At 54.7% G+C, this 23,037-nt stretch carries 19 protein-coding genes; 7 read left to right on the forward strand and 12 right to left on the reverse strand.

Annotated elements, in window-relative coordinates; genetic code table 11:
• Window positions 1-2,322 (forward strand): glycoside hydrolase family 127 protein, encoded by a 2,322-nt coding sequence (locus ACZ51B_RS05815; RefSeq protein ID WP_464296291.1) that lies wholly within the window; start codon window positions 1-3, stop codon window positions 2,320-2,322.
• 512 nt (window positions 2,323-2,834) lie between these two features.
• Here ACZ51B_RS05815 and ACZ51B_RS05820 read toward each other — a convergent pair.
• Together ACZ51B_RS05820 and ACZ51B_RS05825 are read right to left on the reverse strand one after the other, a co-directional pair.
• A complete protein-coding gene (locus tag ACZ51B_RS05820) occupies window positions 2,835-4,574 on the reverse strand; it encodes an FUSC family protein (protein ID WP_464296292.1) in 1,740 nt (579 codons plus the stop codon).
• Window positions 4,575-4,724: 150 nt separating this feature from the next.
• Entirely contained in the window at window positions 4,725-5,912 is a 1,188-nt protein-coding gene (locus ACZ51B_RS05825; protein WP_464296293.1) for a right-handed parallel beta-helix repeat-containing protein, read from the reverse strand.
• A gap of 137 nt (window positions 5,913-6,049) precedes the next feature.
• Here ACZ51B_RS05825 and ACZ51B_RS05830 point away from each other — a divergent pair, with 137 nt between their 5' ends.
• The 3 genes from ACZ51B_RS05830 to ACZ51B_RS05840 all read left to right on the forward strand — a co-directional run bounded on the left by ACZ51B_RS05830 (window position 6,050) and on the right by ACZ51B_RS05840 (window position 11,234).
• The gene (locus ACZ51B_RS05830; protein WP_464296294.1) at window positions 6,050-6,445 is read left to right on the forward strand and encodes a hypothetical protein; all 396 of its coding nucleotides are present in this window, start codon (window positions 6,050-6,052) and stop codon (window positions 6,443-6,445) included.
• Between the two features lie 506 nt (window positions 6,446-6,951).
• Window positions 6,952-8,037: a ribonucleotide-diphosphate reductase subunit beta gene (locus ACZ51B_RS05835; protein WP_464296295.1), complete on the forward strand. Its 1,086-nt coding sequence runs from the start codon at window positions 6,952-6,954 to the stop codon at window positions 8,035-8,037.
• Window positions 8,038-8,060: 23 nt separating this feature from the next.
• Window positions 8,061-11,234: a ribonucleoside-diphosphate reductase subunit alpha gene (locus ACZ51B_RS05840; RefSeq protein WP_464296296.1), complete on the forward strand. Its 3,174-nt coding sequence runs from the start codon at window positions 8,061-8,063 to the stop codon at window positions 11,232-11,234.
• A 77-nt stretch (window positions 11,235-11,311) separates the two neighbouring features.
• Here the strand turns inward: ACZ51B_RS05840 and ACZ51B_RS05845 are convergent, their stop codons facing one another.
• Together ACZ51B_RS05845 and hutI are read right to left on the reverse strand one after the other, a co-directional pair.
• Complete coding sequence (locus ACZ51B_RS05845) at window positions 11,312-11,692, reverse strand: hypothetical protein (RefSeq protein WP_464296297.1); 381 nt, start codon at window positions 11,690-11,692, stop codon at window positions 11,312-11,314.
• Window positions 11,693-11,736: 44 nt separating this feature from the next.
• Window positions 11,737-12,981 carry an imidazolonepropionase gene (hutI, locus tag ACZ51B_RS05850; RefSeq protein ID WP_464296298.1) on the reverse strand — a complete coding sequence of 415 codons (1,245 nt, stop codon included), beginning with the start codon at window positions 12,979-12,981 and terminating at the stop codon, window positions 11,737-11,739.
• A 57-nt stretch (window positions 12,982-13,038) separates the two neighbouring features.
• On the opposite strand from hutI, the gene ftcD reads away from it, so the two are divergent.
• Window positions 13,039-14,724, forward strand: a complete 1,686-nt coding sequence (gene ftcD, locus ACZ51B_RS05855) for a glutamate formimidoyltransferase (protein ID WP_464296299.1) — start codon at window positions 13,039-13,041, stop codon at window positions 14,722-14,724.
• Between the two features lie 5 nt (window positions 14,725-14,729).
• Here the strand turns inward: ftcD and hutU are convergent, their stop codons facing one another.
• The 7 genes from hutU to ACZ51B_RS05890 all read right to left on the reverse strand — a co-directional run bounded on the left by hutU (window position 14,730) and on the right by ACZ51B_RS05890 (window position 20,618).
• Window positions 14,730-16,370: a urocanate hydratase gene (gene hutU, locus ACZ51B_RS05860; protein ID WP_464296300.1), complete on the reverse strand. Its 1,641-nt coding sequence runs from the start codon at window positions 16,368-16,370 to the stop codon at window positions 14,730-14,732.
• A 28-nt stretch (window positions 16,371-16,398) separates the two neighbouring features.
• Window positions 16,399-17,901: a histidine ammonia-lyase gene (gene hutH / locus ACZ51B_RS05865; RefSeq protein ID WP_464296301.1), complete on the reverse strand. Its 1,503-nt coding sequence runs from the start codon at window positions 17,899-17,901 to the stop codon at window positions 16,399-16,401.
• A gap of 21 nt (window positions 17,902-17,922) precedes the next feature.
• On the reverse strand, window positions 17,923-18,249 hold the full coding sequence (locus tag ACZ51B_RS05870; RefSeq protein ID WP_464296302.1) for a hypothetical protein: 327 nt from the start codon (window positions 18,247-18,249) through the stop codon (window positions 17,923-17,925).
• A gap of 55 nt (window positions 18,250-18,304) precedes the next feature.
• The gene (locus ACZ51B_RS05875; protein ID WP_464296303.1) at window positions 18,305-19,012 is read right to left on the reverse strand and encodes a DUF3386 family protein; all 708 of its coding nucleotides are present in this window, start codon (window positions 19,010-19,012) and stop codon (window positions 18,305-18,307) included.
• A gap of 21 nt (window positions 19,013-19,033) precedes the next feature.
• Window positions 19,034-19,201, reverse strand: a complete 168-nt coding sequence (locus ACZ51B_RS05880; protein WP_464296304.1) for a hypothetical protein — start codon at window positions 19,199-19,201, stop codon at window positions 19,034-19,036.
• Window positions 19,198-19,920 (reverse strand): type II secretion system protein, encoded by a 723-nt coding sequence (locus ACZ51B_RS05885; protein ID WP_464296305.1) that lies wholly within the window; start codon window positions 19,918-19,920, stop codon window positions 19,198-19,200. The genes ACZ51B_RS05880 and ACZ51B_RS05885 overlap by 4 nt, the downstream gene beginning before the upstream one ends.
• A 62-nt stretch (window positions 19,921-19,982) precedes the next feature.
• Window positions 19,983-20,618, reverse strand: a complete 636-nt coding sequence (locus ACZ51B_RS05890) for a PEP-CTERM sorting domain-containing protein (protein ID WP_464296306.1) — start codon at window positions 20,616-20,618, stop codon at window positions 19,983-19,985.
• Between the two features lie 262 nt (window positions 20,619-20,880).
• Here ACZ51B_RS05890 and msrA point away from each other — a divergent pair, with 262 nt between their 5' ends.
• Entirely contained in the window at window positions 20,881-21,360 is a 480-nt protein-coding gene (gene msrA, locus ACZ51B_RS05895) for a peptide-methionine (S)-S-oxide reductase MsrA (RefSeq protein ID WP_464296307.1), read from the forward strand.
• Between the two features lie 85 nt (window positions 21,361-21,445).
• Entirely contained in the window at window positions 21,446-22,300 is an 855-nt protein-coding gene (locus ACZ51B_RS05900) for an SMP-30/gluconolactonase/LRE family protein (protein WP_464296308.1), read from the forward strand.
• On the opposite strand, the gene ACZ51B_RS05905 is transcribed toward ACZ51B_RS05900, so the two are convergent.
• Window positions 22,278-23,018 carry a copper homeostasis protein CutC gene (locus ACZ51B_RS05905; RefSeq protein WP_464296309.1) on the reverse strand — a complete coding sequence of 247 codons (741 nt, stop codon included), beginning with the start codon at window positions 23,016-23,018 and terminating at the stop codon, window positions 22,278-22,280. The genes ACZ51B_RS05900 and ACZ51B_RS05905 overlap by 23 nt on opposite strands.
• Between the last annotated feature and the right edge of the window lie 19 nt (window positions 23,019-23,037).

The raw sequence follows: 23,037 nt of genomic DNA on the forward strand, positions 1-23,037 counted from the left end.
ATGCCGATTTCACTACTCATTATCGCTGCGAGTTCTATGCTTGCAGGATCTCACACCATGACGAACAAGCCACCAGTTCCCGTAGCCGAACCGTTCGCTCTTACAGATGTCCGGCTGCTCGGCGGTCCCTACATGGACTCAATGAAGGCATGCGCCGACTACCTTCTGAAAGTCGACCCCGACAGACTGCTCCATAGCTTCCGACAACACTCCGGTCTCAAACCAAAAGGAGAGATCTATGGCGGCTGGGAAAACTCAGGGCTGGCTGGACACTCCCTAGGTCACTACCTAAGCGCCTGCGCCCAGCAGTTTGCAGGTACAGGCGACAAGCGATACAAAGACAAGGTCGACTACATCGTCTCCGAACTAGTCGAGTGTCAAAAGAGTCGTCCCGATGGCTACATCGCTGCGATGCCCGACGGCGATCGCATGTGGGCAGAGATCAAGCGCGGCGAAATCCGAAGCCACGGCTTCGATCTTAACGGCCTCTGGTCCCCCTGGTACACCCACCACAAGGTCTTCGCAGGCCTCATCGACGCCTACCACCTAACCGGTAACAAAGCCGCCCTGGGTGTAGCCGAGAAGTTTGCAGACTGGGCCATCGACGTCACCAAGGGCCTCAACGAAGAAAAGTGGCAGCAGATGCTCGGCTGCGAGTACGGCGGAATGAACGACTCCCTCGCCGAACTCTACGCCATCACCAAGAAGTCCAAGTATCTGGACCTGTCCAGAAAATTCTACGACAAGCGAGTCCTCGACCCGTTGGCCGAAGAGAAAGACTCCCTTCCTGGCAAACACTCCAACACCCAGATCCCGAAGATCATCGGATTGGCTCGGCTCTACGAAACCACAGGCGAACCGAGAGATCGAAAGATTGCCGAATACTTCTGGGATCGAATCGTCCACCACCACAGCTACGTCATCGGCGGCAACAGCAACGGTGAGTACCTCGGACCAGAAGACAAGCTAAGCGATCGCCTCTCCTCAAACACCTGCGAAACCTGCAACACCTACAACATGCTCAAGCTCACTCGACACCTTTTCGAGTGGGAACCCAAAGCAGAGTACGCAGACTTCTACGAGAGAGCGCACATCAATCACATCCTCGGTTCACAAGACCCGTCAACCGGAATGATGTGCTACTTCGTGCCCCTCGCAAGCGGGTCAGCACGCAACCACAGCAACCCCTACGACGATTGGACATGCTGCCACGGCTCCGGTATGGAGAACCATACCAAGCACGCCGACAGTGTCTACTTCCACTCCGGCAAGAGCAAACTGTTTGTAAACCTCTTCATCCCCAGCGAGCTGAACTTCAAGGCCGCAGGCATGAAGCTGGTCCAAAGCACCGACTTCCCTAAGACTGGAGCTGTCACTCTCAATATCGAGAAAGCAAACTCCAGCGAAGTCGAACTCGCCATCCGCCACCCCTACTGGGCCAAGGGCGATGTGGTGGTAAAAGTGAACGGCAAACCTGTCCTCACCTCGTCCACCCCAACCTCCTACATGTCCGTTAAGCGCAAGTGGAAGTCGGGCGACAAGGTTGAGTTCACCCTCCCCATGTCCCTCCGATCCGAGAGCATGCCCGACAATCCAAAGCGTATCGCGCTGATGTACGGCCCTCTCGTCCTAGCTGCCGACATGGGCAAGCCGGAAGGCGAGACTCCCCGCACTCCAGTTCTCGTATCCCAGGACAAACCAATTGCCGACTGGCTCAAACCGGTCGACGGCAAGACCCTCGAGTTCGCAACGCAACAAGCAGGACGTCCAACCGACCTCCAGTTCCGCCCGTTCTACCAATTCCACACCAACCGGTACGCCGTCTACCTCGACGAGTTCACCGATGAGCAGTGGCAAAAGGCAGAAGCCGCTTACCGTGCCGAAGAGGAGCGACAACGCGACCTAGCCGCCCGAACCCTCGACTTCATGCGAATCGGCGAGATGCAGCCAGAGCGCGATCACGACCTTAAATCAGAGAAGACCGATGTCCGAGACGTCAACGGAAGAGGATTCCGAACCCCACTTCAGGACGGCTGGTTTGAGTTCGATATGAAGGTCGATGGCAAGAGCGCAGTCGATCTAGTCCTCACTTACTGGGGCAACGACCGTCTCGATCCAAAGTTCGAGATCCTAGTTGACGGAAAGAACATCGCCTCCGAAACTCTCCCTGACCGAAAGAACAACGAATTCTTCGACGAAACCCGCTCGATCCCAACGGAACTAACGAACGGAAAGTCAAAGGTTCGCATTCGAATCCAGTCAGTGCCAGGACACGTCGCAGGCTCCGTCGCAGGCGCACGAACCGTTCGTCGCAAAGACTAATAAACCCCTTCATCTAGCCTGGCTAAGCATCGCTTAGTCAGGCTTTTTTATTTTAAGCCGCCACTCTCGGCTCGAAACTCTAGCACACCCGACTGAAGAATCAGAAATAAAGAGACCCAGATGAATGTGGGAACTTCGAAGGCATATCCGATCACCTCATAAACGCTTGGGCGATGAATCAGAAGGTGAAGCCCGCACCCAATTGCAAGCAAACAAATCACGCTACTTAACCAAATTCTCCACCTCTTGAGAACTGTTGTAGAGGACATTCTGACAACGACAGGCTGGCGTCGGTTATACCAAAGATTAAGCGTTTGGAGAGTGCTTAAACCCGACGCTGAGAACCAACTATCCGGTGAGTGCCAGGTTTGGAACTCGATATGGATCATGAGTGAAAGCAAACTTATCAACGGATAGAAGAAGCAGAAGAACCCAACCCACAACACGAACCAAGACCTGCTTTTTTCCCGTTGCGGAGCCTCCTCAAGAGCACGCATAACAAACTATATCAATTAAGCCGCCAGCGAGTCCACCAGATTTCGAGCAGTATACAGACACTGCAACCGATCCTCGAGACTCACCGGCTGGTGATTCAACCACTGCGCATGGAGCGACAACATCAGCGCAGCATTCGCCTCTAGCTGAGCAAGAACCTCTTTCGCAGACTCATTGATCGGCTCCCATCCCCACTTGGGTTCAAGCGAGGCCGCCTGAACCACCGACTCGGCCTCATAGCGCAAACTGCGAGCCCCGTGAAGCAAAGCCTCCCAATCACCGCCATCATTGTCCATGAGAACTCGCTGAGCAAACTCGATCTGTGCCTTCGCAGCCTCGCTAAGAACTTCCTTAACGCGAGATGCCTGCCAGGTGGGCCAGATCAAATAGGCTGCAAAGGCATAAGCGACACCCATGCAAGTCGCCATCAACCGCTGCTCGCCTATCGTCCACTCAGAGAGTCCGGAAGCTGCGGTTGAGAAAATCACGTAGAGAGAGACAGCCATGGTGAAAGCCGCATAGCTCGCCTGATAACAAGCAAACAGACCCCAGCAACTAACCAATAGCAAGACAATCAACATGGGCAAAGTGGGATGCAGGAGAGCCGCCAATCCGGTTGCCAGTATCACGGCCGCCAGAGTTCCAACAGTCCGAGAAGCCCCAGTCTTAATGGTAGAAGCATAGTCCTGTCTCAGCACCATGCACACGGTCAACGGAATCCAGTACGAGTTCCTCAGATCCACGTAATGCGATAGGGCCACTGCCCCACCCAAGGCCATGCTGTACCGAAGCGAGTGACGGAACGCTATAGACCGAAGAGTAACACTCGCTTTGAGGGCCGTCAATCGATACGAAACACGACTCAAAAGAGACTTAGCTGGAGGTAAATCCTGCTCCTGATCGGCTGCCGAATACGGCTCCATCAAACCAGCAAGTGAAGAACGCACAAGCTCCACACACCGGGCCTCATCACAATCAAGGTTCGAGTTTTGAGGTGGCAACGCCAATCGGATGCCCTGAATGCGACCGTGAAGTGCCTCTTCGGACACAAGACGCATCGCGCCCGTGAATGTCGCAGCCAAAGTGTCGTCAATACTGCACTTGTCCAAACCTAGCCCCACCAGGCCAGCTCGTACAGATTCCGCACATTGCATCGCATGTCGCAACACGTAGTGCTCCTCATCCATGCGATACTTGCCGATCCCGTCAATCACCTCGCGCGCCTCTTGAAACACCCGCGAGTCCGGCATCAGCCCTGCCGTCCCAGACTGTAACTCATCAAGGAAATCGGCGAGACTCGAATAGACGTCCGCAACAGCTTTACGTTCTGGGTAATGCCGCGTGAATGGCCAAAAGATCACAAGCAAAACGATCTGAGAAAGACCGCCGCTCATCACCAACAGAGCGTTCCCAAGGGCTCCCGTTGAGCGCATCGGCAACCCAGCAAGAATGATCAGCGTGCCAGTAGCCAACACCGAAAGCAAGGTCGCGCCAGGACGAGCGACGGCGACAAGCGAGAGCGTGAAGCTCACAAGCGCCACGGAAATGATCGCCGCAAGAGGATGAGAGCCCACAACACTGCCCAGGAAGGTCACAAACGCCATCAAAAACGTGACAGCAGCCATGTGAACAAGACGGTCCTTGTACACACCGCGGAAGGAACTCAGACCTGCATAGATGGCGCCCAACGCGGCCATAACACCGAGCGGCAAGTGTCCGCTCAGGTCGCCTACAAGAAGCGGAATGGCAATAGCCAACGTACAACGCGTGGCCGTGAGCGCCCTGAATTTTGAGCGTTCAAAACGAAAAACCGACTTTAAAACCTGTGTGAACAACACGAGCAAATATCTCTACGCGAATGCCCGCGCAACTTTGCACGCCTGCGTATAAGGGTACTCGAATGCGACCTACCCAGCACCAATGAACGGCTTCCCATCGCTCTTGCCCCACTTGCCCCGCCCCATATAGCGCATCTCAAACGGAGCCGTCTGCTTGCGCCCCTTGCCGTCCTCGTACACAGGAGCTACTTTCACTGAACCAGCCGAATTAACAGGACTATCAACTGCTCCATTCTTCCCACGCGGAACCCCGTAATTAGGCGTGAGCAAGTTATGCACAAGCTGAACCGACGGCCACAAAGCCCCATTCGAAACCTGCACCAAATCAGGCTCATGCTCCTGCGTGTTGCTCACAACGTTGTTGACCAAACGGACTGACGACTTCGAGCAACAAAGGTTAACCACCGCAGACTTGAAAGGAGTGACAATCGTGTTGTTCAGCAAAAAGAGACAGCCATCGCGGATCCCTTTCTCACTGCCAAACCGAATCGTCTCTTTGTTCCCTTCGCACTTCGGATTCTTCTCAATGACATTCCCAATGAGTACAGCGTTGGAGTGAGGAGCCTCGGTCTCTTTCGAATCCACAAACTCAACTTCCCTATTCGAGGAGTCGTGAATAAAGCAGTACTTCACCAAGGCAAAATGAGACCGACACTTCAGGTTGTGCCCGGTAAGCGAGCCGAAGATCTCGCACGATTCAACCGTCACCGAATCTCCACCCAGATAGAGATTGTGGTTGTAGCCCGGGTCCTTAAAGGTTCCATTTTCATGAACCAAGCAGTTGGCAATCTTCTGATTCCGCCCAACATGATCCTTGTCCCCCTGAACGCCCGACATGATGCCCATGTCGTTCCCATGGATGTCGCAATCCTCAACTGTTGCGTCGTTGCCCCCATTGATGCGCACGCCAGAGCCATTGAAACTCAGGTTGTGTGCACCAGCAAGCTCAAAATGCCGGATCGTCACACCATCTGCATCGATCTGAAAAATAGCGCGAGGCACACCGCCTGATCCGCTGTATTCAAACGACCCTCCATCAATAAGCGTCCGCTTATCACCCACTCCCACAATGGTCAGCCTCGGAGTCTCAATTCGAAGAGCAGTCCCGCCATAGCCGCTCTTACTTGGATGAACCTCAACCTTGTCGCCCGGCTTTGCAGCCTTTATCGCCTCCTCAATCCGGGAGTAAGCCATCCCATCTCCAACCTTGAGAGTGGTTGCAAAGCAAACAGGAGCCAGTACGGCAAGAAGGAACATCTCCACCCAATATAAGCTGAATCTGCCCAGCACGGTCCGAGGCGTGCATATATTTGGTGTAAGAGACCCGGGACCATCTGAACCTGCAACGCAAAAGTGTAGTCCGAAGGAATACCAACGCATTGAGGTGAAACAAAATGACAACTAAACGAAACTTGCTGGCAACGATGATCGCGCTAACGACGGTCTCTTCGATGGCCCTGATGCCAGCCTCGGCAGTTGCACAAAGCAAGAAAGATCTCAAGCACCGACAAGAGCAAAAGAACACATGGCGAAATCTAGCCATCGGTTCCGGTGTCGTCGGCCTCTACGGCCTCATCAAGCACGACAACGCACTCGCAATCCTTGGCCTAGCCGGAGGGCTATACTCAGCGGACCGCTACGAGAAAGACCGCAAGAGCCAAAAGACCATGGAGCAACAGCGTGCTCAAATAATCCATCGTGGTTACTACTACAAAAACGGCCACCGATACGATCGTAAGACGGTCTACAAGAAAGGCCACAAATACTACACGTTCGTTCGTCACCACTAAAATCCAGGCCCTCTCACATGATGTGAGAGGGCTTTTTTGTGTTTTGAACCTGCGATTTTTACTAGTAGTTTAAGACCACATTGTCAAGCCTTTTTTATTGCGTAAAGGACCGCAACGTGTTTTGCAAATCTTCTGCAGTGGCAGTCCGAAACCGCGATATACTCTCTAGCGAGTGAAGGATCTGCTGTCACAGCAAATCTCAAACAAGGGAAATTCCAGCGCTTGACGACAACGGTTGAGATGCCCAATTCCCCACATCTCTCCACATAGGCACGTTGCTCATAAGCATGAGTGTGACGAGTTGAGACCAGTTCAAAAAGGTCTCCTCCAGACCACCCATCCGAAGGTGTGTCTCACGGCAACCGCCGGTCCCCATTCGAAAATTCCTTCAGCAAAAAGATGAAGAAAAACGCTACATTTAGTGCTTCAAGTTCGTCTTCACCACAACATCTAGTGAAGAGCTGCGAATCCCAGCAGGGATGTTTCGTAGAAGATATTGATCACGCATGAGCATTAAGTACACCGTCGGCGGCAAAGAATTCCAACTCGATAAAACCAAGGCAGAAGAAGCGTTCGCAGCGAAGCGAGTGATCAACGGTCGAGAGACCATGACCTTCAATCTCCTGCCTCTGAAATACAACTGGGCTTACGAACTCTATCGTAAGATGAAGTCCAACCACTGGGAACCAGAAGACGTTCCCATGCAAAAGGACATCGAACAGTGGCGAAGCGATAAGGCCCTCACAGACATCGATCGCTGGATCGTGAGAATGGCCATCGGCTACTTCTCGGCAGCAGAAGGCATCGTCGGAGACAACGTTCTCCATGTCGTCCGCGAGAGCGTCACAGCCTCCGAGCTAAAACTCGTACTCGGTCGCCACGCTCATGAAGAGAACATCCACGCCGATTCCCTTCTCTACATGATCAGCTCGCTCGGCATCAACCCACACGAGTGTGAGGCGATGTTCGAGGACATCGAAACGATCCGACGCAAGAACGAGTTCGTCACTAAGGTAAGCCAACTCCTCCGACGCGACCTCGATTTCACCAAGATCGAGAACAAGCAGCTGCTAGCCAAGAACATCTTCGTGTTCGGACAGTGCATGGAAGGCACCCAGTTCTACGGCCTATTCGGAATGGTTCTGTCGCTGTATCGCCAGGGCAAATTCCCAGGCATCGGCCAGATGTTCCGATACACGCTCCGCGACGAGAGCAACCACATCGAAGTGTTCCGCAACCTATTCATGGATCTCGTGGAAGAGAACCGCGAAATCTGGACGGCCGAATTCAAACAAGAACTCACCGACCTCATGAAAGAAGCTGTGGAACTAGAACGCCAGTTCATTCGAGACTGTCTCCCAGCCAACGGAGTCGGACTGAGCGCCGACGAATTCATTACGTATATCGATTACATTGCCGACAGGCGTCTCGAAGGCGTCGGTCTGAACGCGCTGAACCCAGGCATCACCAATCCGCTGCCTTGGCTCGCCGAGCTTATGGACATCAAGAAGGAACAGAACTTCTTCGAAGGCCGCGTAACCGAATACCAAAAAGCATCCGCACTAACCATGGTCGACGACGACGAACTTTGAGAATCCCGATTGAGAACTAACCCATGAGCGCCAGCAACGAACTCACCCTACAACAACCCGGTTTCGACCTCGCAGGAAGCGACTTCGAGACGGAAACCACCCCAGGCATCGTCAAAGAGATCAACGAAAGACCCATCTCAACGGAGCGCAAAATCACGATACACAGCCGCCTCGGCGACCGTGACTTCAGCCCCAAAGAGGTTGTCGACATCGTAGAAGCACTCTTTGAAGGAAATGCAGACACAGCACTCTCCCACAGAGTCGCCCAAGAAGTAACGCTCCGAGTTTCAAAGCTGGACGCCGCAGAGGAAGTTCTCAACCTCACCGAGTCGGATCTAGTCTCGCAGATCGAAACCGTCCTCAAGGAAGAGGGCGAGGAACTGCTCGCTAGCAAGCTGGTTGCTAGCCACCACACCGCAACCGCACTCGATCAACAAGTAGCGCTCAAACTCATCCGCAGAAACGGCTCTGTGGTGCCCTGGAACAGCAACAAGATCGAGATCGCCGTTCGTAAGGCATTCCTCTCCCGCGGTAATGTCTCAGACGCCGCAGTCACCATCGCCCAACGCGTGAGCGAGCGAGCACAAGACCTCGGTCAGTCCTACATCAGCATCGAGACGGTTCAAGACCTAGTCCAGGAAGAACTGATGTTGAACGGCCACTTCAAAGTGGCTGAAGCCTACATCGTCTACCGAACCCAGCGAGCACTGGAGAGAGCTGCCGCGCCAGCGGAAGCTTCCGAAAGCTCCGAACAGTTCGCACTCATCACGGCCATCGGCGAAGATCACCAGCCGACTTTCTGGGACGGCGAAGACCTACGCCACCGAATCGCATTCGCAGGAATCGGACTCGATCTCAGCATGAGCCCATCCCAAATCGAAGCCGAACTGCGACGATCCGTTCATGCCGACATCGAACTCAAAGACCTCAAGAAGGTCATCATCCTCAACGCCAAAGCGCTGATGGAGAAAGATGCCGACTACGCCTTCTTCGCGGGCAGAATCCTGCTGACCTACATCTACGAAGAGTGCCTCGGATGGGACATCGTCAAAGACGGTCCCGGAACCCTCAAAGAGTTCCACACCAAGACCTTCATCAACTACATCGAGAAGGCAGTCGAGCTCCGACGCATCTCACCAGATCTTCTCACCTACGATCTCGGCAGACTTGCACAAGCCCTAGACCCAACAGCCGACCTGAGCTTCGACTTCCTCGGCATCCAAACCCTGTACGACCGATACCTCATCAGCGACAAAACTGGGGGCGAAACAGTCCGTCTGGAATCCCCACAAATCTTCTGGATGCGCGTCGCCATGGGTCTGTTCCGAGGCGAGAAGGGTGACCGAGAAGCACGAGTCATCGAACTCTACAACCTCTACAAAGGCCGACGCTTCTGCAGCTCCACCCCCACCCTCTTCAACTCAGGAACCAACCGCTCCCAGCTTTCCTCCTGCTACCTCTACAAAGTGGACGACACCATCGAGTCCATCATGTACCGAGGTATCGCAGAAAACGCCTTCCTCTCCAAATGGGCAGGCGGCCTAGGCGGGTCGTGGACAGCAGTCCGAGGAACCGGCGGCCACATCCACGGCACCAACGGCGAGAGCCAAGGCGTCATCCCGTTCCTCAAGATGCACAACGACCAACTCGTCGCCGTCAACCAAGGCGGAAAGCGGGCAGGATCCGGCTGCGCCTACCTTGAGACCTGGCACAACGACATCTTCGACTTCCTTGAGCTTCGCCGAAACACAGGCGACGAGCGACGCCGAACCCACGACATGAACACAGCCAACTGGATCCCAGACCTGTTCATGAAACGAATGGAAGCCCGCGAAGACTGGACCCTCTTCCAAAGCCACCAAGTCCCCGATCTTCACGACCTCTACGGTAAGAAATTCGAAGCCAAGTACGTCGAATACGAAGAGATGGCCAAACGAGGCGAAATCTTCGGACGCGTGGTCCCAGCCATCGACCTCTGGAAGGCGATGCTCAAGATGCTGTTCGAAACCGGACATCCATGGATCACCTTCAAAGATCCCTGCAACCTCCGAAGCCCTCAAGACCACGTCGGAGTCGTTCACAGCAGCAACCTCTGCACCGAAATCACACTCAATACCAGCGAAGATGAGACCGCAGTCTGCAACCTCGGATCCATCATCCTGGACAACCATCTCAAACCAAACGGCGATCTCGACCACGAGAAGCTCCGAGAGACGGTACGTGTAGCGGTCCGAGCACTCGACAACGTCATCGACATCAACTACTACCCAACCAAAGCAGCCGAAACAAGCAACAAGCGCCACCGCCCAATCGGGCTAGGCGTCATGGGCTTGCAGTACGCGCTCTACATGAAGGGCGTGGCATTCAGCTCCGAAGAGGCAATCGAGTTCAACGACGAAGTCATGGAAGCCATCGCCTACTACGCCTACGAAGCCAGCAGCGACCTCGCTGCCGAGTTGGGTGCCTACCCAACCTACAAAGGCTCCAAGTGGGACCGAGGACTCCTTCCACAAGACACGCTTGAGCTACTAGAGCAAGAGCGAGGCGTCCCCGTCGAAGTCCCACGTGGCGGCAAAATGGACTGGCAGCCACTCCGCGAGAAGATCGCGAAGCAAGGCATGCGCAACTCCAACGTGCTAGCCATCGCTCCAACAGCAACCATCGCCAACATCATGGGCACCTCGCCCTGCATCGAGCCTGTTTACAAGAACATGTTCGTCAAGAGCAACCTCTCAGGCGACTTCGTAGTCCTCAACCCGTTCATGGTCAAAGACCTCAAAGCCTGCGGCCAGTGGGTACCCGACGTCATCGACCAGATCAAATACTTCGACGGCGACCTGGAAAACATCAAAGAGATCCCGCAGGACATCAAGGTCCGCTATCAAACAGCGTTCCAAATCCCCTACGAGTTCCTCATCCACGCCGCCGCCCGCCGCCAAAAGTGGATCGACCAGTCGCAGTCCGTAAACCTGTTCCTCCCAACGCCAGACATGAAGAACCTCTCTCACATGTACCGCTTGGCGTGGAGAACCGGCATGAAGACCACCTACTACCTCCGAACCCTAGGCGCCTCCAACATCGAAAAAGCAACCGTCGCCATCGCCCAAAAAGACAAGCGAGTCTTCAGCGAAGCCGAAAAAGCAGCCTGCAGCATCGAAGCCATGCGAAATGGCGAAGAATGCGAAGCCTGTCAGTAACCCAAATAGTTCCCTCCTTTCATATGATCACGTGAGAGGAGGGACGCTTCACATAGACCCGCGAACTACTCCGCGGATTACCGGCCTCCGATAAATAGTGTTTTGGGCACATAGAGTCTCGATCCATCGGCTCTTGTGAAACGAAGCCCGTCTTGCGCCCAATCAACCTTGGCCTTTTTTATATCATCGTCATCGAAACTAACAGCAACCATATAACCGTAATCCGGCTGCGTCCCAATCCGAAGCTCATGGTGCGGCTCCCATGGAATAGACCAAAGATTGAGTCCGCGCTCGATGACAAACACCGAATACGGATCAAATGACTCGTATTGAATTTCCTTCGGCTGCACCCATCGCCTGATAACTTTGTCAGAGGAACGTTGGATGAAGCAAGCGCCTATAAGCGACAGAAACAGGCAGCTGGATATCCAGAGGAAAACCTTAAGGAAATTTTTCATCGTGGACGTTCTTTTGAACACTTCTGCGAGGGTCTTCGTTCTCCCTACAGGTCCTTTGCCACAGCCTCGCCTTCGACGAACACATTTGAAACGTGGTTAACCCCAAAGAAGTAAGCGAGTTCTCGGTAATCATCACAGTCGGCAACGAGAAAATCAGCCCGCTTACCAACCTCCAAAGAACCCCGATCATGCCCCCGATCCACGCTGTAAGCCGCGTTGATCGTACTTGCAGTGACCGCCTCCGCAGGTGACATCTTCATGTGCGTGCAAGCCAAGGACAGCATCATCGGCATAGACGGCGTCGGCGAGGACCCCGGGTTGAAATCAGTAGCCAAAACAATCCCCAATCCAACATCGATCATCAACCTCGCATCCGGATACTTGGTATGCCCCAGCGCATAAACCGAACCGGGCAGCAACACCGGCTGAACGCCCGCCCTAGCCATCGCCCCAATCCCCGCCGCATCCGTCAACTCCAAGTGATCCGCCGTCTTCGCACCCAACTCGGCCGCCAGTTGCGCACCGCCAGATAGAGTCAGCTGATCCGCATGAATGCGAACAGAAAACCCCGCAGACTTCATCCGCATAAGGATCCTGCGCGACATCTCAACATCGAAATAGCCACGCTCACAAAAGATGTCGCAAAACTCCGCCAACCCCTCGCCCACCACCGCAGGCAACATCTCCTCAAGCAAAAGCCGCACATAGCCCAACGGATCTCCCGCAAACTCAGCTGGAATCGCATGGGCACCCAAGAAAGTCGGAACGTAGCTTAAAGCCGTCTCCGTATCCAAACGACGAATAGTTCGAAGCAGCTTCAGCTCAGACTCAAGCGAAAGACCATAACCCGACTTCGCCTCAACAGTGGTAGTGCCACACCGAAGGAACCACCGGGCGTACCGCTTCCCTGCCTGAAAAAGCTGCTCCTCCGTTGCCTCACGGGTCCTAGCCACAGTGGACTTAATCCCGCCCCCGCCAGCCGCGATCTCCTGATAAGTGGCTCCCAGCGCACGCATCTCATACTCATCCACTCGATTGCCACCAAACACAGGATGGGTATGAGCATCCACAAAGCCAGGCAACACCACACGCCCCTCAACATCCAGAACCTCGCAGTCCTCAGTTAAGACCTCGGACCATGTCCCCACGCGAGCAATCTTCCCATCCCGAACCAGCATCGCCCCATCCGGAATGATCCCCAACTCGCGCATCTCCAACCCCACCCGGGGCCGAGCCGGACCAGCAAGCGTCACAAGTTGGGAACAGCCGACAACGGCTAAGTCGCGCATAGATCCATCTTGGCACGGCGGAGCTAAGCGCCAAACAGATATCATTCGAGTAACGCTATGAATCAGCAGATCATCGAATGTGTTCCGAACTTCAGCGAAGGCCAGGACGCTGCGATTATCCAGGCGATTGCCCAAGCGATCGAAACAGTCGAAGGCGTCAAGCTCCTCGATGTCGATCCAGGCAAATCGACCAATCGTACGGTCTACACCTTTGCTGGAGCCCCCGACGCCGTTGTCGAAGCAGCATTCCGAGCCGCCAAAGTTGGCTGTGAGCTGATCGATATGTCCAAACAAAAAGGCGAGCACCCTCGCTTCGGTGCCCTCGACGTATGCCCCCTCGTCCCCATCGCCAACATCACGATGGAAGAGACAGCGGAATACGCCCGCCAACTCGCAGCTCGGCTCGGCAACGAACTAGGCATGAGCATCTACCTCTACGCCAACGCAGCCGCCAAGCCCGAACACCAAAGCCTCTCATACATCCGCAGCGGCGAGTATGAGGCCCTCCCCGAGAAGCTCAAAAAGCCCGAGTGGAAACCCGACTTCGGCCCAGCCACCTTCAACATAAGATCAGGAGCCACCGCCGTAGGCGCCAGAGACATCCTGATTGCGTACAACATCAACCTCAACACCACCTCAGTCCGCCGAGCCAACTCCGTGGCCTTCGACGTACGAGAAAAAGGCCGAGCCAAGCGAATCGGCGACCCGATCACCGGGGACATAGTCAAAGACGCCAAAGGCAACACCGTCTACGAACCAGGTGTCCTCAAGAGTGTCCGCGCCATAGGCTGGTTTATCGAAGAGTACGGCCTAGCCCAAGTCTCAATGAACCTGACCGACATCCAGGCAACCCCAATACACCTCGCATTCGACGAGACCTGCAACAAAGCATGGGCACGCGGCATCCGAGTCACAGGTTCCGAGCTGATAGGCCTCATCCCCCTAAACTCCATGCTCGAAGCGGGTCGCTACTTCCTCCGCAAACAGCAACGCTCCACTGGCGTCTCCGATGCCGAACTCATCCGCATCGCCATCAAGTCCATGGGCCTCGACGAACTCACCCCGTTCAACCCGCAAGAGAAAATCATCGAGTACGCCATCCAGGACAAAACCAAGAAGAAGCTCGTCAACATGACGGTCAAAGGCTTTGTAGAAGAGACCGCCTCCGAGTCAGCAGCCCCCGGAGGCGGATCCATCGCCGCAACCATGGGCGCCATGGGCGCAGCACTCGCCACCATGGTCGCGAACCTCTCCAGCCAGAAACGCGGCTGGGATGAGCGATGGGAAGAGTTCTCAAACTGGGCCGAACAAGGCAAAGCCTTCCACGACAAACTGCTCCAACTGATCGATGAAGACACAGACGCCTTCAACGACCTAATGGCCGCATTCGGACTACCCAAGGCATCCGACGAAGAAAAAGCCGCCCGATCCGCCGCCATCCAAAATGCAACCAAACACGCCATCGAAATCCCCCTACGGGTCATGCAAACCTCTCTGGACTCGATGACCGTCATCAAAGCCATGGCCGAGATCGGCAACCCGAACTCCGTCTCGGACGCAGGAGTCGGTGCCCTAGCCGCCCGCTCGGCGGTCATCGGAGCTCACCTCAACGTAAAGATCAATTGCGGAAGCATCAAAGACATCGCCTGGAAGGAAGAGGTCTTAGCAAGAGCAAAGGCAATCGAGACTTCAGCCATCCAACAAGAGGCTGAAATCCTATCGATTGTCGAGGCCAAACTCTAGCGCCACTAAACCAACGGCGCTTTCACATCGTGCGCCTTCGCAAACGCAATCGCCTCAGGGTATCCGGCATCCACATGCCGGATCACCCCCATCCCAGGATCGCTCGTAAGAACCCGCTCCAGCCGACGGTCCATCATCTCGGTGCCATCCGCCACCACCACCATCCCAGCATGCTGGGAATATCCAATCCCCACGCCGCCGCCGTTATGAAGCGAAACCCACGAGGCACCCGCAGCGGTGTTCACCAACGCATTCAGCAAAGCCCAGTCTGCCACAGCATCCGAGCCATCCCGCATCGACTCCGTCTCGCGATTAGGAGAAGCAACCGAGCCGCAATCCAGGTGATCACGACCAATCACAATCGGAGCCTCAACCTCACCCTTTCGCACCAGGTCGTTAAACGCCAACCCAGCCTCCGCCCGCTCCCCATAACCAAGCCAACAGATGCGAGCAGATAGCCCCTGGAACTGAATCCGCTCACCCGCCAATCGGATCCACCGCTCTAACTTCTCATTCTCAGGAAACAGCTCAAGAATCAACTTATCCGTGCGCCGAATATCCTCTGGATTCCCCGACAACGCAGCCCACCGAAACGGCCCTTTCCCCTCGCAGAACAGCGGTCGAATATACTCCGGCACAAAACCCTTGATGTCAAAAGCATCCGCAACCCCCGCCTGCACCGCAAACGCCCGGATATTGTTGCCGTAATCAAAAGCAATCGCCCCCAAATCCTGCATGTCCCGCATCGCCCGAACATGCACACCCATCGAGTCAATCGACCGCTTGGTGTACTCCTGAGGATTACTCTGCCGAAGCGCGAGCGCCTCACTCAAAGCCATTCCGTGCGGCACATACCCATTCAAAGGATCATGCGCACTGGTCTGGTCAGTGATCACATCAGGAATCACCCCGCGCCTCACCATCTCAGGCAGCACATCCGCACAGTTCCCCACCAATCCCACCGCAATCGCAGGCCGTCCTTCCAGCATCTGCAAAGCCTCATCCAGCGAGTAAGCAATCTTATCGCAGTACCCCGTTTGAAGCCGCTTTTCGATGCGACTGGCATCCACATCAATACCAATAAAGCTCGCGCCATTCATGGTCGCAGCCAGGGGCTGAGCGCCACCCATCCCTCCCATGCCGCCACTCACCACAAGCTTCTTATCAAGTGAGCCACCAAAGTGTCGATCAGCACATGCAGCAAACGTCTCGAAGGTGCCCTGAACAATCCCCTGACTCCCGATGTAGATCCAAGACCCGGCAGTCATCTGCCCGTACATCATCAGCCCCTTCTGCTCCAGCTCGTTAAAGTGCTCCCAATTCGACCACTTCCCAACGAGATTAGAATTCGCAATCAAAACACGCGGAGCCTCTAAGTGCGTGCGAAAGATCCCAACCGGCTTGCCCGACTGCACCAGCAGAGTCTCATCATTCTCCAAACTCTGCAAGGATCGAACAATCGCGTGATAAGCATCCCAATTGCGCGCAGCCTTGCCGGTGCCACCGTAAACAATCAAATGGTCAGGATCTTCCGCCACCACCGGATCAAGGTTGTTCATCAGCATTCGGAGAGCGGCTTCCTGATGCCATCCCTTACAACTGAGCGTGGTGCCGTGCGCTGCTTTAAGACTCGTCTTCGTTGTCATGTCCTTCTCAAAATTGTGACCCAATAACCTAAATCCCGCTAAACTCGCCCGAAGCAATCGCCCGAGCCAGCTTCTGAATGTCCGTCCCCAGCACGCGATCCTCTGACACAGGCGGCACATGAGAACGCACAATCTCGTAACCCTTAAGCGCACCCGCTCCCGGCTTCAACGGCTTCCGATACTCCAACCCTTCCGCCGCAGCCATCAGCTCAATCGCCAAAACATGCTCCACGTTCTCCACAATCTGCCGGAACTTCAGAGCAGCAGTCATCCCCATCGAAACGTGATCCTCTTTGCCAGCCGATGTCGGAACGTTATCGGTACTCGCCGGATGAGATAACACCTTGCACTCGTTCAGAAGGGCTGCCGCCGAAACCTGAGCCATCATAAAGCCCGAAGAGATCCCAGCATCAGCCGTAAGGAACGCAGGCAACCCCTCGCTCAAATCCGGATTCACCAACCGTTCAATGCGCCTCTCGCTAATGCTCGCCAAATCCGTAATCGCAATCGCCGCATAGTCGTACGCATAGGCCAGCGGCGCACCATGAAAGTTCCCACCCGAAATCACATCCCCGTTGTCCACAAACACCAAAGGATTGTCCGTACCCGATCCCGATTCAATCTCGATCACCTCACGAACATGCTTGAGAACCCCCCGAATCGCCCCGTGAACCTGCGGCATACATCTCAAACTGTAAGCATCCTGCACACGCGGATCGTTGTCACGATGCGACTCACGAATCTCACTCCCTTCCATCAAATCGCGCAAATGAGCAGCCGAGTCAAGCTGCCCCTGATGCGGTCGGGCATTCTGAATCCGCTCATCAAACGCAGAAGGCGTGTCGCGCAGAGCCTCTAAAGTCATCGCTCCAACCACATCCGCCAGTTCCACCAACTGCAAAGCCCGCACCAAAGCCAGCGACCCAACAGCACCCATCGCTTGAGTCCCGTTCAGAACAGACAACCCCTCTTTAGCCGCCAACACAATCGGCTCCAGCCCAGCAGAACGCATCGCCTCCGCTCCAGCCATTCGCTTGCCCTGATAGAAAGCCTCGCCTTCCCCAATCACCACAAGCGCCAAATGCGCCAGAGGAGCCAAGTCACCACTCGCCCCCACTGATCCCTTGCAGGGAATAACCGGATGCACGCCCCGATTCAGCATCTCCACAAGCATCTCGGCAATCATGGGGCGAGCGCCACTGAAGCCACAGGTCAGCACATTAGCCCGCAGCAGAAGCATCACACGCGCCTCCTCTTCCGAGAGCGGATCACCCACGCCGCAAGCATGGCTACGGACCAAATTGAGCTGCAACTTCGCCAAGTCGCCCTCAGCAATGCGGACATCCGACAGCTTTCCAAATCCCGTGTTCACCCCATAAACGCTTCGGTCTGAACTCAGGATCGATTCAACAATCCCTCTCGAAGACGCCATCCGAGCGATGGCAGCTGGAGCAACAGAGACTTGGACCTTACGAGAGGCCACAGATTTGATTTCGTCGAGCGACAGCGGTCGACCATCCAGGAGGAGCATAGTCAAGGAGTTTACCGATCACTACCCCTCCGAAGATGGAAAGCTCTGGATCAGATCGCGCCAATCGTCATCCGTAAATGAGTTCTTCCCGTCAATCCAGTTCGCCTCATCCAACGCCAAAAACACAAGCTGGGCAAGCGCCTCAAATCGACAGGCTTTCGGCTCTTTTCGATCCCTCAAATTCCCGCCGGCCCTCAACATAATCAGCCAAATCTCTTCCGCGAAATCGGCAAAAGCCGTCATGTCTTCAAACCGAAGCCTCATGCCCTCGACCTCTAGCAAAACACAACCTGTTGAGCAGCGCCGAATAGCACCAACCTCGTTTTCAGCCAGCAATGAATGAGACATCAACCTAAATTCCTTGAGAAAAGCTCTGCCGGAAACCCAGCAGAGCGGTCGCATATTAACGCTTGATCTGGACGTTCCTAAACTCCCAAACCTTCGAAACCAACTTCCCTGCTTTCGCAACAATGCTGGTTCGACTACTAGGAACCCAAACCCCATCGACTTCCGCGTAGCTATCCGTCACATACTCCGTATCCGTCACGGCACCCGTACGAGCGTTAAAGTGAGTCACAGCCAGATGCTTCGGCAGGGTCTTCCCGTCTGGGGTGCGAATGTTCTCCAAGACATTCACCACAAAGTGATCCTCACCAATGGTCCGATCCACCTCCGTAATCTCATCCCCCTTCACCCGGAAGAAAGACTTCATCTTGTCGTTCAGCGCAATCTGCTGCCCTACAAGGTTGTCATTCCCCGTGAGCTGGAGGTCATGCCGCCCATCCCCCTTCGAAAACTCCACAGGCTGTCGATGCTGAAAAACGCTCCCAACAATCATCCGAGCCGCATACTTAAACTCCTCATCAGGCTCCTTCTGAGTGAGCTTCACACCCTCCTTGTAATCAAAACTGAAGGTCGCAGAACGACGCTTGCCATCCTCAATCAAAACGACTTCAGCAGTCAGTTGCTTCAAATCTTTCGGCAGGTTGTACCGAGCCTCATGAGCTCGTTCAAGAAGGGCAAACGCCTTAGGATCGCTCCCCATGACCTTCGCCGCCGAAGCAACCACAGGAAGCAAAAGAAGTGCGAGTAATAGAGTTCTTGTTTTCATAAGTTTCACTTAAAATCGATTTCAGGATCGTTGAGGCACGGGTTCGGGTTCGTCTTGAGTCCGGGCCTGAGGCCCCGCAGCAGCCTTCGGAAGTTCGGCTGAACCACCACTCGCCCACCAAAGACAGCACGACAAAATCAACAACACCAAAGCAGCCCCCATCAGCCGCTTAAGTCGAGGCGTGATCACTTGACCGCCTTCCAAAGGGCAGCGTTATTGACAGCCCCCATAGCAGTGCTCCGCACATGCGAATCCGGGTGAAGCACATTCGCCTGAGTGCCATTGAGCCGAGGCCAAACATGCCCATAACTCAAACCACTCAAAGGCGTAGTCCCAGCCCACTCATTGGGTGGATACAACCGGTAGTAACCAACTTTCGGATCAGTTGAACTCGTCCAATAAATGCTGCTCGCCAGCATCAACGTATTGGAAGGTTCCGAAACAACGGACTCCGAAATCGGCACATACAGCCCCGATGTCAAGTCCATAGGCGAAAAGCTCTCCTGGTTGTAGCCCCAACTGGAGATCAGCCCAAAGTAGTAGCCGTTCATCCCAGAACCGCCGCTCATACTGCGCCACTCCGGCTTATCCGTATCCAAAGGCGACCAGAAAATCTGGAACGACTTCGTATAAGGCTGCACCAGCCAAGGCCACCGAAACAGACCAAAATTATCAGGAACGGTCTGCCCAGCCTTCCCAACATAGTAAAGTGGCGGGAACGTCCCATCGCTATCAACCATATACAACTGAAAGGCAACACCCAGTTGCTTCAGATTGGACGTATCACCCGTCTTCTTAGCAGCCTGCTTCGCCATGGCAAACACCGGAAACAGAATGCTGGCCAAGATGGCGACAATCGCAATCACCACTAAGAGTTCAATGAGAGTAAATGCAAGACGCTTGGACATAAAACTAGCTCCGAGAAGGTCCGAGCCCGCACGCCCTTGGGCAGGCCTGAGTTCATAGGAAGTTAGGAGCGAGCCTTCCTTCGTCTCGCAAGTACCAATCCACCAACTGCAAGCGCCAACATGCTGGCTGGCTCCGGAACACTCTGCACGCGGTACTCAAGCTGTCCGCTCCAAGTCCTCCCTGGAAGCGTGTGGATGTTAAACGGATCCGAAGGATCACCAATCCCCTTCGCAGCGCCCGTCTTGATCGTCAGATTGGAGTCACTAAATGTCCCAGTGCTCGAGCGGTAACCAACACCACCCTCGCCCGTAGCCCAACCGGGGCCTCCAACGTGAAACACGGCAACACCATAAGTCTGCCCAGCACTCAGAGAGTAGGTCTTACCAAGACTAAGCGACGTCCAACTGTTGGCACCCTGCCCCACCGCGCTTGCCTCTCCAAGCAAAGTCCAATTTGCCAGGGTGCTCTCCGAACCCACATAAGAGCCTGACTTCACATAAACCCGATACTGCTCAGTTCCCTTGGTATCGACATTCAGCGAGAAGTTGCCAGTCAGGGTGAGGTTGCTTGCTCCAACCTTCAGGTCAAACAAGCTTCCTCCGTAGAAAATATTTGCAGAAGCTCCTGTTCCAAGAACATCTGCCTGTGACGAGGGGATGGCCGCAGCAAACGCTGCGACAATGAGTATTCTTTTCATTGCGGTCCTTTGAGTGGTGCTCAAAGAGCAGGTCGTCTTTACTAGGGATAAACCTGTCTCTCCTCAATCCACACGAAAAAGTGTAGATTCAGCCACAATAGGGACCGTTACGCTTTTCTGACGACCGCTCGTCGAAAATGACGCTATTTTTGATTAATCAAAAATTATCTTTCTATCAAGCCAACCCAAGCAAAATATCAGGGTCCTGGGACCAGAGAGAGCTTTTCCGCCACAGAGCGTTCTGATTTTCGTAGGAGAACATATGAGTTTAGAGACACAACAAGTTGCGATGTTTGGAGCCGGATGTTTTTGGGGTGTCGAAGAGACTTTTCGAACCACTCCAGGGGTCCTGCAAACCAGTGTCGGATACGCAGGTGGACATACAGAGAATCCCACCTACAAGGATGTTTGCTACAAAGACACCGGCCATGCGGAAGTCGTCCGAGTCGTGTTTGATCCCACCGTGGTCAGCTACGACCAACTGCTCAACATCTTCTGGGAGAGCCACGACCCCACGCAACTCAACCGACAAGGCCCAGATGTCGGGGACCAATACAGGTCAGTCATCCTGTACATGAACCCAGAACAGAAAACCCTAGCCGAAGCATCAAAGGCCAGCCACCAAGACAAGTTCGGTGGAAGAATCGTCACCCAAATCGTCCCCGAAGCCGTCTACTATCCGGCCGAAGACTACCACCAGCAGTACCTCGCCAAACGCGGCATGAGCTCCTGCCGAATCTAAACCACAAGGGCACCATTTCCACAAAACGGTGCCCTTACCTCGTATTTTTGGCACCTACTTCTCCAAAAAGTGATACCGTAACCGTATGTCCGTTCAAATTCTGACTAGCCTGCGATCCGAACTGAACGAGGGACCACTCTGGCACGCCGACCAACAGGTGGTGTACTTCGTCGATATCGAGAGTGGCACTCTGTACAAATTCGATCCAAGCACGGCTCAGACCGAGAAAGTCCTGACCGGACCCAAGATCGGTGGATTCACCATCCAACAAGACGGATCACTGCTTCTCTTTCGCGAAAACGGCGAGGTTGTAAGCTGGAACGGCGAAGCGCTCAGAGTGATCATCGCAGAGATCCCAGACGAAGTCGGAACAAGGTTCAACGACGTCAACGCCGACCCAGTAGGCCGCGTCTTCTGCGGAATGATGCCCAACGGATCAAGACCAGGCCGACTCTACCGCCTCGATCGAGATGGCTCAATCCGTGTAGTCCTCGAAGGAATCGGATGCTCCAACGGCATGGACTTCTCCCTCGATCACAAAACGATGTACTACACCGACAGCTCCAAACGGTGCATCTACACGTTCGACTACGACGAATCAACCGGCGAAATCTCCAACCAGAAAACCCTCATCGAACTCCCCGCCGAGTACGGTGCGCCAGACGGCATGACCCTCGACGCCCAAGGCGACCTGTGGGTCGCAGTCTGGGGCGGAGACTGCATCCTCCACTTCAACTCAAAAGGCGATCAAATCAAGCGCCACTCGCTTCCCGCCAACAAAGTAACCTGCCCCACCTTCGGCGGCCCTCAACTTTCCCACCTCTACGTCACCACCGCAGGCGGTCAGCACAAAGAAGACGGCGAAGGCGCCGGCGAACTCCTCCGCCTAAACGTCGGCGTCAGCGGCAAGCCCGGATTCAGAAGCCGAGTGATGATGTAAGTTCGACAACCTGCCGAACCAACTCCACATCAGTTCGCCCATAGCTGTCCTCAGAAATACACTCACTGTTGAACTGAACCTTCGAATACCTCATCGAAGGATCTTCCAGCTTGCCAAATAGCCCCAGATGGATCTGATCAACACCCGTTTTCTCGATCACTTCCACCACGTTATGAGGCTTAACCCCACCGCCCGGAAGGATCTCTATCCGACCATCTGCCCGCTCAATGAGGCCCCGAATAAGATCAGCCCCCAACAAGGCATTGGGCTGCTGCCCACTTGTAAGCAGTCGCTGCACCCCTAAATCAATCAAAACATCAAGAGCCGCCAAGGGGTCCGCAGTCACATCAAAAGCCCGATGAAACACGGTCTCAAGACCGTCAGCCGCTCGCAGCAGCGCAGCGCTCCGCTTGGCATCAACGTTCGCGTTCTCATCCAAGATCCCAAACACAATGCCCTTCGCCCCAGCATCCTTGAGAGCCTCCACGTCGTACAACATCGACTCAAACTCGAGATCCGTATAACAGAACCCACCCGTTCGCGGCCTAACCATCGCCATAACCGGCAACTGACACTTCTCAGCCACCAACTTCATCGTCCCAACAGAAGGCGTCAACCCAGCAAGCGCCATAGCCGAGCAAAGCTCCAAACGCTGCGCTCCCCCCTCCTCAGCCGCCACACAGTCCTCCGGAGAAATACAAACAATCTCAACGAGCATACGGCCTACAACTTACCAC

The organism is Fimbriimonas sp. LA-C6 (assembly GCF_055398105.1).

What these genes read in the sequence shown, in the direction of transcription:
- ACZ51B_RS05815 (WP_464296291.1), top strand. Translation starts at nt 1, where the DNA reads ATGCCGATTTCACTACTCATTATCGCTGCGAGTTCTATGCTTGCAGGA.
- ACZ51B_RS05825 (WP_464296293.1), bottom strand. Translation starts at nt 5,912, where the DNA reads ATGTTCCTTCTTGCCGTACTGGCTCCTGTTTGCTTTGCAACCACTCTC.
- ACZ51B_RS05830 (WP_464296294.1), top strand. Translation starts at nt 6,050, where the DNA reads ATGACAACTAAACGAAACTTGCTGGCAACGATGATCGCGCTAACGACG.
- ACZ51B_RS05835 (WP_464296295.1), top strand. Translation starts at nt 6,952, where the DNA reads ATGAGCATTAAGTACACCGTCGGCGGCAAAGAATTCCAACTCGATAAA.
- ACZ51B_RS05840 (WP_464296296.1), top strand. Translation starts at nt 8,061, where the DNA reads ATGAGCGCCAGCAACGAACTCACCCTACAACAACCCGGTTTCGACCTC.
- ACZ51B_RS05845 (WP_464296297.1), bottom strand. Translation starts at nt 11,692, where the DNA reads ATGAAAAATTTCCTTAAGGTTTTCCTCTGGATATCCAGCTGCCTGTTT.
- hutI (WP_464296298.1), bottom strand. Translation starts at nt 12,981, where the DNA reads ATGCGCGACTTAGCCGTTGTCGGCTGTTCCCAACTTGTGACGCTTGCT.
- ftcD (WP_464296299.1), top strand. Translation starts at nt 13,039, where the DNA reads ATGAATCAGCAGATCATCGAATGTGTTCCGAACTTCAGCGAAGGCCAG.
- hutU (WP_464296300.1), bottom strand. Translation starts at nt 16,370, where the DNA reads ATGACAACGAAGACGAGTCTTAAAGCAGCGCACGGCACCACGCTCAGT.
- hutH (WP_464296301.1), bottom strand. Translation starts at nt 17,901, where the DNA reads ATGCTCCTCCTGGATGGTCGACCGCTGTCGCTCGACGAAATCAAATCT.
- ACZ51B_RS05870 (WP_464296302.1), bottom strand. Translation starts at nt 18,249, where the DNA reads ATGTCTCATTCATTGCTGGCTGAAAACGAGGTTGGTGCTATTCGGCGC.
- ACZ51B_RS05875 (WP_464296303.1), bottom strand. Translation starts at nt 19,012, where the DNA reads ATGAAAACAAGAACTCTATTACTCGCACTTCTTTTGCTTCCTGTGGTT.
- ACZ51B_RS05885 (WP_464296305.1), bottom strand. Translation starts at nt 19,920, where the DNA reads ATGTCCAAGCGTCTTGCATTTACTCTCATTGAACTCTTAGTGGTGATT.
- ACZ51B_RS05890 (WP_464296306.1), bottom strand. Translation starts at nt 20,618, where the DNA reads ATGAAAAGAATACTCATTGTCGCAGCGTTTGCTGCGGCCATCCCCTCG.
- msrA (WP_464296307.1), top strand. Translation starts at nt 20,881, where the DNA reads ATGAGTTTAGAGACACAACAAGTTGCGATGTTTGGAGCCGGATGTTTT.
- ACZ51B_RS05900 (WP_464296308.1), top strand. Translation starts at nt 21,446, where the DNA reads ATGTCCGTTCAAATTCTGACTAGCCTGCGATCCGAACTGAACGAGGGA.
- ACZ51B_RS05905 (WP_464296309.1), bottom strand. Translation starts at nt 23,018, where the DNA reads ATGCTCGTTGAGATTGTTTGTATTTCTCCGGAGGACTGTGTGGCGGCT.